At 69.2% G+C, this 10,974-nt stretch carries 15 protein-coding genes; 8 read left to right on the top strand and 7 right to left on the bottom strand.

From position 1 onward, the window contains the following. Positions 1–105: 105 nt before the first annotated feature. Positions 106–810, top strand: a complete 705-nt coding sequence (locus tag QH470_RS11935; protein ID WP_280272388.1) for an ATP-binding cassette domain-containing protein — start codon at positions 106–108, stop codon at positions 808–810. Here QH470_RS11935 and QH470_RS11930 read toward each other — a convergent pair. Beyond that, positions 767–1,006 carry a hypothetical protein gene (locus tag QH470_RS11930; RefSeq protein ID WP_280272387.1) on the bottom strand — a complete coding sequence of 80 codons (240 nt, stop codon included), beginning with the start codon at positions 1,004–1,006 and terminating at the stop codon, positions 767–769. The genes QH470_RS11935 and QH470_RS11930 overlap by 44 nt on opposite strands. Positions 1,007–1,188: 182 nt before the next feature. Between QH470_RS11930 and QH470_RS11925 the strand changes: the two genes are divergently transcribed. From QH470_RS11925 to QH470_RS11915, 3 genes are all read left to right on the top strand, one after another. Beyond that, positions 1,189–2,394, top strand: a complete 1,206-nt coding sequence (locus tag QH470_RS11925) for an ABC transporter permease (protein WP_280272386.1) — start codon at positions 1,189–1,191, stop codon at positions 2,392–2,394. Then, positions 2,391–3,314: an ABC transporter permease gene (locus QH470_RS11920; protein WP_280272385.1), complete on the top strand. Its 924-nt coding sequence runs from the start codon at positions 2,391–2,393 to the stop codon at positions 3,312–3,314. Before QH470_RS11925 ends, QH470_RS11920 begins: the two co-directional genes overlap by 4 nt. 199 nt (positions 3,315–3,513) lie before the next feature. Further along, positions 3,514–4,419: a DAPG hydrolase family protein gene (locus QH470_RS11915; RefSeq protein WP_280272384.1), complete on the top strand. Its 906-nt coding sequence runs from the start codon at positions 3,514–3,516 to the stop codon at positions 4,417–4,419. A 66-nt stretch (positions 4,420–4,485) separates the two neighbouring features. Here QH470_RS11915 and QH470_RS11910 read toward each other — a convergent pair whose 3' ends face one another. From QH470_RS11910 to QH470_RS11900, 3 genes are read right to left on the bottom strand one after another with little or no spacing between them, the layout of a single operon-like run. Beyond that, positions 4,486–4,821 (bottom strand): YnfA family protein, encoded by a 336-nt coding sequence (locus QH470_RS11910; protein ID WP_280272383.1) that lies wholly within the window; start codon positions 4,819–4,821, stop codon positions 4,486–4,488. A gap of 11 nt (positions 4,822–4,832) precedes the next feature. After that, the gene (locus QH470_RS11905; RefSeq protein WP_280272382.1) at positions 4,833–5,279 is read right to left on the bottom strand and encodes a MerR family transcriptional regulator; all 447 of its coding nucleotides are present in this window, start codon (positions 5,277–5,279) and stop codon (positions 4,833–4,835) included. After that, a complete protein-coding gene (locus tag QH470_RS11900; RefSeq protein WP_280272381.1) occupies positions 5,276–5,620 on the bottom strand; it encodes a hypothetical protein in 345 nt (114 codons plus the stop codon). Before QH470_RS11900 ends, QH470_RS11905 begins: the two co-directional genes overlap by 4 nt. A 336-nt stretch (positions 5,621–5,956) precedes the next feature. Here QH470_RS11900 and QH470_RS11895 point away from each other — a divergent pair, with 336 nt between their 5' ends. Then, positions 5,957–6,907, top strand: coding sequence for an SMP-30/gluconolactonase/LRE family protein (locus tag QH470_RS11895; RefSeq protein WP_280272380.1), 951 nt, complete (start codon positions 5,957–5,959; stop codon positions 6,905–6,907). Positions 6,908–7,083: 176 nt separating this feature from the next. On the opposite strand, the gene QH470_RS11890 is transcribed toward QH470_RS11895, so the two are convergent. Both QH470_RS11890 and QH470_RS11885 read right to left on the bottom strand, forming a co-directional pair. Beyond that, on the bottom strand, positions 7,084–7,422 hold the full coding sequence (locus QH470_RS11890; RefSeq protein WP_280272379.1) for a YciI family protein: 339 nt from the start codon (positions 7,420–7,422) through the stop codon (positions 7,084–7,086). 139 nt (positions 7,423–7,561) lie between these two features. Next, on the bottom strand, positions 7,562–7,966 hold the full coding sequence (locus tag QH470_RS11885) for a hypothetical protein (RefSeq protein WP_280272378.1): 405 nt from the start codon (positions 7,964–7,966) through the stop codon (positions 7,562–7,564). Positions 7,967–8,098: 132 nt separating this feature from the next. Here QH470_RS11885 and QH470_RS11880 point away from each other — a divergent pair, with 132 nt between their 5' ends. Then, the gene (locus QH470_RS11880) at positions 8,099–8,668 is read left to right on the top strand and encodes an NUDIX hydrolase (protein WP_280272377.1); all 570 of its coding nucleotides are present in this window, start codon (positions 8,099–8,101) and stop codon (positions 8,666–8,668) included. A 6-nt stretch (positions 8,669–8,674) separates the two neighbouring features. Here QH470_RS11880 and QH470_RS11875 read toward each other — a convergent pair whose 3' ends face one another. Further along, the gene (locus QH470_RS11875; protein WP_280272376.1) at positions 8,675–8,986 is read right to left on the bottom strand and encodes a hypothetical protein; all 312 of its coding nucleotides are present in this window, start codon (positions 8,984–8,986) and stop codon (positions 8,675–8,677) included. Between the two features lie 251 nt (positions 8,987–9,237). Between QH470_RS11875 and QH470_RS11870 the strand changes: the two genes are divergently transcribed. After that, positions 9,238–9,438, top strand: coding sequence for a hypothetical protein (locus QH470_RS11870; protein WP_280272375.1), 201 nt, complete (start codon positions 9,238–9,240; stop codon positions 9,436–9,438). A gap of 133 nt (positions 9,439–9,571) precedes the next feature. After that, positions 9,572–10,974 (top strand): substrate-binding domain-containing protein (locus QH470_RS11865; protein ID WP_280272374.1); only part of this gene is annotated, 1,403 nt, incomplete at its 3' end.

Genomic DNA, 10,974 nt, shown 5'->3' with positions numbered 1-10,974 from the left:
GGTCTTATCTTGTGGGGGCGGGGGGGGCCCCCCCCCCCGGGGGGGGCGGGGGTCCCCCCTCTCTTGGGGGTCCCCCCCGGCGACCGGCGCGGCGCCCTGCACGATGTGTCACTGACCGTGCGGGCCGGTGAGATCGTCGGTATCGCGGGGGTCGCGGGTAATGGGCAGGAGACGCTCGCGGCCGTGGTGGCGGGACACCGCACCGGCGTCGACGGCACCATCACTCTGGCCGGATCCGACGTCACCGCCGCCGGGCACTCCGAGCGGCGCGCCCACGGTCTGGCGCACATCCCGGAGGACCGCAACCGCAGCGGCGTCGCCCACGAGGCCGACGCCGTCACCAATCTCGCCGCCGGCTTCCATCGCGCTCCGCCACTGGCGCTGCGCGGACTACTGCGCCCGCGGGCGATGCGCGCGCACGCCCGGCAGCTGATCGATCGATTCGGCATCCGGATCCCCGATCCGACCGCACCGGTCCGCACGCTGTCCGGCGGGAACACCCAAAAGTTGGTCGTGGCAAGGGAACTCGCGCACGGCGCGGCACTGCTGCTGGCCGAACAACCCACCCGCGGCGTCGATCTGGGCGCGATCGAATTCATCTACGAGCGCTTGGACGAGTACCGCGCCGAGGGCGGCGCCATCCTCTTGATCTCCACCGAACTGACCGAACTACTGACCCTCGCCGACCGAATCCTCGTCCTCGCCGACGGCCGCCTGGCCGGTGAATTCGACGGCGCACAGGCCGACGCCGAGCAGATCGGCGCGCTCATGTCCGGCGGCGCCCCGGCCCCAGCGCCGAGCGCGGCGTGACCGCCCCGAGGGCGTGCGGGCAAGCGAACGCACCGAAGGCGGGCATGAACAAGACGTCCAGGCCGCGGCAAGCGAACACACCGAAAGCGAGCGCGAGCAAGACCACCACGCCGCGGCGAGCGAACACACCGAAAGCGGGCATGAACATGACCACCACGCCGCGGCAAGCGATCACGCCGAAGGCGGGCAGGAGCATCAGTCCGGGCCAGAACTCGCAATCACACCAAAGGCGGGCAGGAGCAACACCACCAGGCCGCGGGCAAGCGAACGCACTGAAGGCGAGTATGAGCATCAGTCCGGGCCGGCGCGCGCGATCACAGGAGAAGTCGGCATGTGCAGCGCATCTCGGGCTAGGCGTGCGACCGCACGGACAGTGGTATGAGTGACCACCGGCTGAAGGTCGCGACTACGCGGGAGCGGGAGTCCGGCGAGGTCGAGGCGAAGAGGGGTCTGCTGCAACGGTTTACGGCGCGGGTGCGGGCCGGTCGGGTGGATCGGGTGCAGGTTGCCGACGTCGTGGCCGCGGTGCTGCTTACCGGGCTGGCGACCACGGTCCTGTTCGCCGCCACCGGCCACGATCCGCTGCGGGTGTACGGCAGCATGGTGCGGGGCGCGCTGACCGGGGCGGGGTTGGTAACGACTGTGCAGCAGGCGATTCCGGTGATCGGGCTGGCGCTGGCGCTGTCGTTCTCGTTCCGGGCGGGGCAGTTCAACCTGGGCGGGGCCGGGCAGTTCGTCGCGGGTGGGCTGGCGGGCACGACCGTCGTGCTGGCGCTGCCCGGGCCCGCGCCGGTGGCGATGCTCGCCGCACTGACGGTGGCGGCACTGGCCGGCGCGCTGCTGTCGAGCACCTCGGCCGTGCTGTATACGCGTTTGGGCGCACCGGTTTTCGCGACGTCGCTGCTGTTGAATTATCCCGTCGTGTCGATCACTTCCTACCTCATCAAAGTCGTGCTGAAGGACCCGTCGACATCCCGCGACGCCTCCCGCGCCGTCCCGCGCGAGCGGCGGGTGGGCGCGATCGCCGGACCGGATTCGCCTCCCGGACGCCTGCTGGAGAACTGGTTCGGCCGCACGCACATCCTGACGCTGCTGGGCGCCGGGGTGAACTGGTCGCTGCTGGCGGTGGCCGCGGTGTTCGCGGGCTGCGTGTTCGTCGGTACGCGGCTGCCGATCGGCTTCGAAACCCGGATCATCGGGCTCAACCCGCATCTGGCCGAGGCAGTCGGCATTCGCACGCCGCGGGCCATCGTCATCAATATGGCTACCGGTGGCGCGATCGCGGGGCTGATGGGTGTGCTGGTCGTGCTCGGTTCGCATTACCGGCTCATCGACGGCGCGCTGGACGGCAGCGGCTATCCGATCACGGCGCTGCTGGTCGCGCTGCTCGCCCGTAGCCGCCCCGGGGCGGTGCTGGTGGTCGGTTTCCTGTTCACGGCGCTGGGGGTGGGCGGGCAGGAGATCGAGCGCGAATTCGGCCTGTCCGCTTACGTTTCGACGGTCGTGCAGGCCATGGTCGTCTTCCTGGTCACGATCAAGCCGACGCCGCGTGCTCTGGCGCGGCGCTGGGGAGTCCGCCGATGATCTCTGTCGACCTGTTTCTGTCCGCGGACATCGTGGCCGCGACGGTGCGCAGCGGGATACCGCTGCTGTTACTCGGACTCGGCGGGTTGATCTGCCATCAGGCCGGGGTATTCAATGTCGCGCTGGAGGGTCTGCTGCTGATCGGCTGTTTCGCCGCCGTCGCCGGGAGCGCGCTGTCGGGCAGCGCGGTCGTGGGGGTGGCCACCGCGGTCGCCGCCGGTGTCGGGACGGCGTACCTACTGGCCGTGGGAACCGTTTCACGCCACGGCAATCCGCTGATTCTCGGCACCGCGATCAATGTGATCGCCGCCGGTCTCACCACCTTCGCGCTACAGGCGGTGTTTCATGTCCGGGGCACCTATCATCGGCCCGATCTCGCCAGGTTGCCGCACTGGTTCGCCGCCGCCGAACACGCGCTGCCCTGGATCGGGCCGACGCTCGCCGCGCTGAGCCCGCTCGGACTGCTCGCGCTGCTGTCGGTGCCTGCCACCTCCGCTTTTCTGCACCGCACGGTTGCTGGAATGCGCCTACGCGGCATAGGGATTTACGCCGAGGCGGCGCAGTCGCTGGGCGTGCGGCCGGACCGGTACCGGTTCGCGGCGCTGCTGGCTTCGGGTGCGCTCGGTGGTCTCGCCGGTGCGGAGCTGTCGCTCGGTTCGGTGGCGCTGTTCACCGAGAACATGTCCGCCGGGCGCGGCTGGATCATCGTGCTGGTCCTGCTGCTGACCGGGGGCCGCCTGCGCCCGATGCTGGGCATCCTCGCCGTCTACGCCTACGCCCAGTCCCTCGGCTTCCGCCTGCAAACCATCGGCCTGCCAATGCAATTCGGCGACGCCGCACCCTATCTGGCGACTCTGGCCGTCATCGTGGTGGTCGGCGTGCGCGCGGGCCGAAGGGCAGGCCGGGCCGCCACGACGTAACCGACGCGGACCGCCGTTCCCTGCCTGAAGATGACGCGCGAGATTACGCTGGCAACGCAGCAACCTCAACACCGCAGCGCCGACACGGCAGCATTGGTGGGCAACGGGCAACAGCAACGGGTCGCTGCGACACTTGTGCGTTGTCACAGAAACCGGTGACATCCGATTGTTCGCACACGCCGGACCATAATGTCGACGCATGGTGAGAGATGGTGCGCTGTCACGCCGGACATTCTTCTCGGCCGCCGGCGCGGGAGCGCTGATCCTGGGAACGGCCGCGCAGGGGCACGCCGTCGCAACCGGCCGCTACCCCGGCTACTCCGCCGCCGATTGGTCGCAACCGTACTCGCGCTTCATGACCGAGCACACCCTCCCCGCGCCGGTCACCGTCTCCACCGCTCACGACGGTCCGCCGATCGCCGCGGACCTGATCCCCGAATTCCCGCTGCTCAGCGAGGATCTCGTCGCGTCCGGCTACTCCGTGGTCGAAACCGGTTACGGGCGAACACGTTCCGGCGCGCTGTGGGTGGCCGTCCATACGCCGATGCCCCGGGTCACCGCGGCCATGTGGGACTGGTGGTTCGGCTGGCACAGCATCGAGTCGGCCCGCTACAAGCTCTGGCATCCCGATGCCCACATGTTCGCCGCGACGACGGTAGGCAATGCCGCGGACCGAATCCCAGGCCGCCCGGCGTACATCGGCACGGTGTCCTATGTCGACGAGTACATCGGGCCCAAGTTGCAGCAGTTGGCCATCGCGTTCCAGGACCCACGCGCGCACGGGCTCGACGTGCCCGACGACCACACCCTCGTCTTCGCCCGCGTGGGCAGCGCGGTCGCGCCGATAGATCTCGGCTGGCTGGCGCACCAGGTCCGCCCGGTCCCCGGCGGCAGCGAGATGCGCAGCCGCTTCTACCTGGACATGTACGGGCTGCACGTGCCCGATGCCGAGCAGGCCGCGAACGCGGTCCAACGCGGCGCCGCCCTCGATCCCCGGGACCTCGTCCTGGACCTTCCCCTGGCCCGTGACCTGCTGCTGCACTGCGGGCAGGAGATGAATCATCTCGCCCAGTTCCTCCCGGAGCTGTACGCCCAGTTCGCCTGAGCCGCAAGGCATCAGACCCGCTGCGGGCCACGATCCACTGCATGGAACGAGGGCGAAGGCCCGGGCTCAGGCAGCGCGTGGTGCGTACATGATGACGGCGACGCCGGCCAGGCAGACGAGGACGCCGGTGATGTCGAAGCGGTCGGGCCGGAACTCGTCGAATGCCATGCCCCAGAGCAGTGATCCGGCGACGAAGACACCGCCGTAAGCGGCGAGGATGCGCCCGAAATTGGCGTCCGGCTGCAAGGTCGCGACGAACCCGTAGACGCCGAGGGCGATGACGCCGGCGCCGATCCAGGCCCAGCCGCGGTGTTCACGCACGCCCTGCCAGATCAGCCAGGCCCCGCCGATCTCGGCGACGGCGGCCAAGACGAACAGCAGGATCGAACGCGCGAAAGTCATGGGTAGCGAGTTTAGGAGCCCGGGTTCGTCATCATGTCCGCCCATCCGGGTGGGCTGTGGAACGGCATCGGACACGCGGGGTTCTCGCTACACGCGATCAGGTCGTCGCAGCCGGCCTCCACTGTGGCGCGGAGGGTGTCGCGGATCGCTGTCAGCTCCATGAGTTCGGCGTCGACCTCGGCCAGCTTCGCCGCCGCTCGCGCGGGCAACCCCGCCTTCCGGTGATGGCTGCCGAAGTGGGTCGCGGCCAAGAGGTCGGCGACTTCGTCGAGAGTGAACCCGAGCCGCTGTGCGGCCTTGATCACGCGCAGCACCGTGATTGCCTGCTGCGGATACAGTCGGTGACCGCCGAGGGTGCGGGCCGGTTCGGCGAGCAGGCCCCGGCGTTCGTAGTAGCGCAGAGTCTGGACGTTCACTCCCGCCGCTGCCGCCAGTTCACTCGTGCGCAGGCCGGTCATCGAGTCTCACCGATCGCGGCCTCCGCCCGCGCGGCGAAGGCATCCAGCACCTCGGCGTAGGCGTCGGGAACCGCGACCCGCATCGTCACACCGGTCTCGGTCGAGGTGAAGCCGAAATCGAAGAACGAACAGCAGCCCGTTTCCCGTGCCGCGAGATCGCGAGCGATCGTTTCGGCGTCGCCGGACAGCATCAGCTCCAGGACGGTCGGGCCCGGCCGATGGGTGCGCTGCACCGACTCGGCGAACAACCGGTCGAACTCGGCGACCCGGATCGGTTGCTCCACTGTCGGCAGGGTGCACGCATCGGGCACCCAGTCCCCCTCATCAGGCGAAATCATCATGTTTCCACGGTAAGCCTGTACCCAGGTACAGGATGCAACTCGGCGCTACCACCCGGACCTCATGATCTTGGGAGGATTCGCCCCGGCCTGAGCGGACACAAAACGCCCTGAGACGGCAGAATCCGGCTTCGAGTCGGCCATTTGTGTCCGCTCAGGCCGGTTGTGCCAAACCGCCGGCCAACTGCCAGGACCTCATCGACGCATCCCCCCGAGCTCGAGCGTGCCCGCACTCGCTTTCGACCGAGCCGAAGAAATACACCCCACGTCGCGGCGGATGGACGAGAATCGCGAACGACACGAACAACCCGACCGGCGAGACGAACAGCGAGGTGTGAGATGGGCGGCAAGCACAAGACGGCGATCGGCCTGGTGGCACTGGCCTTCGCGGGCGCGGTCACGGCGACGGCTCCCGCGGCGAGCGCGGCTCCGGTGTGTCCGGGCGGCGGGCAGGGCACCGTACCGGTGGCGGCTGTGCCGGGCGCGGCGCTGGAAGGGCTCACGGTCGATGCCCGCGGCCGCGCCTACACGACCGATCTGCTGAGCGGCCGGGTGTTCCGCATCGATGCCCCCGGCGCACCCGCGGTCCCGATCGCCACGGTGCCGGGCGGCGGCGCGGGGGCGCTGGCGTGGACGCCGGACAACAAGCTCCTGGTCGGGTACGGCGCAGATCCGCGTGTCGTGGCGGGCGACGTGCTCCGCCACGCGGGCATCGTGGCACTCGACCCCGACACCGGAGCCGTGGCGCCGTTCGCGGCCGGGCTGAGCGCGGCCAACGGCATGGATGTCGCCGCCGACGGAACCGTGTTCGCCACCAACGACTTCGGCACCCTCGTCGGCCGCGTCGCCCCCGGCGGCGGGGTGCAGGCGGACTGGGCCAGGCTGCCCAGTGCGAACGGCGCGGTCCTGGGTTCCGACGACGAGTACCTCTATGTCTCACGCACTTTCGTCAACCCCGGGGTGAGCCGGATCCCGGTCGCGAATCCCGCTGCCCCGCAATCGCTTCTGGATCTCGGCGGTCCCGATACGCTCGCCGCACCGGACGGCCTTACCCTGGACTCACTGGACCGGCCGGTAGTGCCCTTCAACCCCTCCGGCCAGATCGTCCGCATCGACGCGCCGGGTCAGTACTGCCTGCTCGGCACCGGCGGCCCGCAAACCAGCGTCGTCAGCTACGGGCGCGGCGACAGCGGTTTCGCCGCGGGACGCTTGTTCGGCGCCACCTTCACCGGCGCGATCTACGAGGTACCCGGCGGTTTCGACCCGAACGCCCGCACCGCCACCCCGTAGCCGCCTACTCGCAGCACATCCCTCGATCCGACCTGTGCCGCTCAGATCGACTGCGCCTCAGACGTTCTCACCAGTGCCCAGGCATCTCCGGTGCGGATTCGCCCCCGACTCGGGTGATTCGCACATCGAGAACATCCAGTCGACCGACCGCGTAGCCGCTCGACCGAGGTAGCCGTTCATCCAGGAAGGGAGTCTCCGGGGAATCCGTGGCAGGGATGGACCTCGCAGGTCATCATCCCGGCCCGCACGCAGGGATCCGCGGCCATGATCCGCGCGCCTTCCTCGGCGGGCACGGTCATGATCGCGACACCGGCGACGGTATCGGAAGCGACCGGGCACAGCACCGCGATCACCCCGTCGGCCCGCAACGCGACCATGCGCCGCTGATGCTCGAGTTCGATCGCGCCCGCCCCGTCCATCGCCCGCTCCGGCCCCCACCGCAACAACGCCAGGCTGAAAGGTTTTGCGGTCGCAGCCAGCGCCGCAATCTCCTCGTCGGTCACTGTCGTACCCATGATGCCCCTCGATTCTCGGTCTACTCAGCCACCGAGACGATAATTCCTTCCGCCTGCTCAGGCAGGAAATCACCGCAGGATGCTCAGACCGCCGAAGCCGACACCCAGCTAGCGGGGCTCGGGGTCCAGTACGCCGCACTCACCGGCAGTTGCCGGTGGCTGCGGCTTGGGCACCGGCTATCGCGGCCTGGCGTTGGTCTTCGCTGAAGACCTGCCAGTCCGGGGTGGAGGGGAGTTTCGAGATGGCCTCGGCCACTGCGTGATCAACGCCTGCCTGGCCGGACGCGGCGCGCGCTCTTTTCACTTCGGGGGAAAGTTCTTCGCAGGTGCGGCGGCGGATTTCGTCGGGGGTGCTGCCGGAGGGGACCGATACCGAACGTGAACCTTGTGGCGGGAGAATGGCATTCGGCGCGGTGGTGGCCGGTGACGCCGATGTCGAGCTGGTGGTGTCCGGTGCGGGATCGAGGTCTTCGGTGTTGCGGTCGCAGGCCGTCGGCAGTAGTGCGGCCATGCAGATGAGCAGGGCAATCGAGATGTGGCGCATGGGTTTTCCTTCGACGCGCGTCGGCACGGTGGCTTCGCTCCACGTCATACCCCGGAAAACGCGGGCCTATCGGGCGAACCGGAGTGAGCCGAGGCGCGCAGTTTGTCGGTGCCCGACGCTATGGTTCGACTCATGCAGCAGGCCACCGCGACAGTCGCCGAGATCGTGGCGAGCATCGCACCCACCGACGATCTGGAACGCGCACATCGCGACGACACGCTGACATGGCTCGCCGCTACCGACGACATCTTCCGGCGCGTCAAACCCGATACACCGCCGCGGCACCTGGTCAGCTACGTCGTCCTGGTCGATCCCGACCGGCGGGCCGTATACCTCGGCCGTCACCGCAAATCGGGGCTCGATCTTCCGATGGGCGGGCACGTCGACCCGGGCGAGCACCCGTTGGCCGCGGCGCGGCGCGAGGCGTACGAGGAACTCGGGCTGGAGGCCGAATTCACCGTGGTCGGCGAGCAACCGCTGTTGCTGACCGTCGCGACGACAGTCGGCCACAGTCCGCACGTCGACGTGAGCCTGTGGCATGTCGTCCGCGGCGACCGGAGCCGCGAGTACCCGCTGGATCCGGCCGAGTTCGACGAGGGCCGCTGGTGGGATCTGGACCCGCACCGCCTGCCCGCCACCGACCCGCATATGCCGCGATTCATTCGCAAACTCGACGGCGTGCTGTCCGCGCGGATCGGCTGAGCGACCTCACCGCTCCCGGTGGCGGGGCGGCTCGGCGGCGAAGCTGCCGAAGAATTCCACCAGCGGGAGCATGGCCATTCCCGTGTCGCGGATCAGCGCGTCCAAATCATCGAGGACCACGGTCAGGTCGTCCGCGGCGGCCTCGGAGCCGTTGCGGCGCAAGCGTAATCGCAGTCCGGCGGTGAACAGGTGCCGCACCAGACGGTCACAGGCGATGACAAATTCGTTCACGTCCCGCTGTGACCAACCGGCGAACTGCTCCCCGAGCACCACCGCGCTGCGGCCCGGATTGTCGAATATCTGGTCGTTCTCGAACATCGGCGACTCACTCTTGTACGGCATCCGCGCGCTGGGACGGCTCTGCACTACGCCCACCCCTGGACGCCGTTCGCCATTAGCCTTCCCCACCCGCGTACTCCGAAACACTTGGGACACATAATGTTTCGTACCGACCAGTGTCCCGACATCGGAAACGGCCCCGACGCGCCGAGCGAGCCCGCACTCCGAGGCCGGAAACAACGCCGGGCGGAATGCTGGTGGTACCCGGCCGACTATGCGTAGCCTGTTGTTTGCTACAGCTGAGCGCCACCGACGCTTCGCCGCAGCAGATCGACGCCGCGATCGCGGTCAACGAGGACGCCCGGCTCGACACCCTGAAATTCGGCCTCCTGCTGCTGGCCGCGGTCAGCGCCACGGCCGTCGTTCCCGCGGCACGGCTCCCCAATTACCGCCCCGGCGAGATCCCCGATCCAGCCCCCACGGATTCGTGACCGGCGGCGGGCGAATTCGGCCTCCCGCGTGGAGTATTCGCTGACGTAGGCACGGGGGCGGCGCTGTCGAACCGGTGAAATGTTGCCCAACATCGCATGTCGGGCCTGGCCCGGGGGCGCGGGCAGGCCGAACATGGTTGGCAAACAACGCATTCGGGGGGAATACAGCCAGGTGGACAACTATCTGGTCCAGATCGGACTACCGCTCGTCGCGCTCGCGGTGTCGATGGTCGCGTTCCTGTGGGAATTCGTGGTCATCCGCCGCAAACAGCTCGGCTATCGGGTGCAGATGGACACTCCCGTGACCGGTGAGATCGAATCGGTCTATCCGGGCGTGCTGACCCAGATACGACCGGAGGACAGCCGGGCGGGCGCGGAACTCAAGGACCTGTCGGTCGTGCTGATCCGCATCGAGAACAACGGCGTCACCGATATCGACCGGACCGATTACGCGATGCCCGACGGGCCGGTCGGGCTGCACCTGCAATTTCCGCAGCGCCGGGTGGTCGGCATGGCGGTCACCGAATTGAGCGAGCCGACGCTCGGCGACCATCTCGAACCCGGTCGCGGCATCGGCGCCCGGGTGGATTCCGGTCACGGCGCCGGCATCATCGACTTGCCCAAGGTGCCGATGAACCGGCACGACCACTACAAGATCTTCGCGATCCTCCAGCGCACAGCGGGCGAGGGCGAATCCCCGGCTCCGGTGCTGCGGGGCAAGCTCACCGGCGGCCGGGTCGCCGAAACCCGCAGCCGCACCGGGCTTTCCCGGACGGTGCTGGGATTCATGACATTCCTGGTCGTCGTGATCGTGGCGCAGTTCGCCGTGGCTCTGTTCGGCGACGATCCGCCTGCGCCGGACTGTGTTTCGGGCGCACTTACGCTCGTCGGCTCGTCGGCGTTCGAACCGGTGGTCCGTGACGCCGCGGCCGCATACCACAAGGGTTGCCCCGCAGCGCGTTTCACGTTCGCCTTCGACGGCAGCGAGCGCGGGCTGGCCCGGGTGGACGAGGAGGGCCGCGGGAACCCCGGTTTGCTCGCGGTCACCGACGGACCGAAGGGCGTCGGTTATCCCGACCTGGTGCCGCGTCCGCTGGCGATGGCCGTGTTCGCGGTGATCGTGCACGCCGGGCTCGGCATGCCTGACCTGACCACCGGCCAGATCCGCGATCTGTATCAGGGCCGGGTCGACAATTGGCAACAGCTCGGCGGCCCGGACCAGCCGGTGCGCCTGATCAACCGGGCGCTCGGCTCCGGCACGCGCGAGACCTTCCAGCAGCGGCTGCTCGCGGGCGGTCCGGTCGCCCTGCCGCAGTCCGGCTGCCGTGCCGTCCAGGTCGCCGATCCGCCCGCAGCGGCCGCCTGCGAAGTGCCGCTCACCCGCGACATGCTCGAGGCGGTGGCCCGCATCCCCGGCGCGATCGGCTACGCCTCGCACGCCGAGGCCGGTGCCGCGCCCGGCGTGGTCCCGGTCGCGCTCGACGCGCACCGCCCCGGCCGCGACGCGGCCGCCACCGGCGACTACCCCTTCTGGGG

This window comes from Nocardia wallacei, assembly GCF_029868745.1.
Classification (GTDB): domain Bacteria; phylum Actinomycetota; class Actinomycetes; order Mycobacteriales; family Mycobacteriaceae; genus Nocardia; species Nocardia wallacei_B.
The sequence above is the reverse complement of the archived record's forward strand: the minus strand, read 5'-3'. Positions and strand labels throughout refer to the sequence as shown.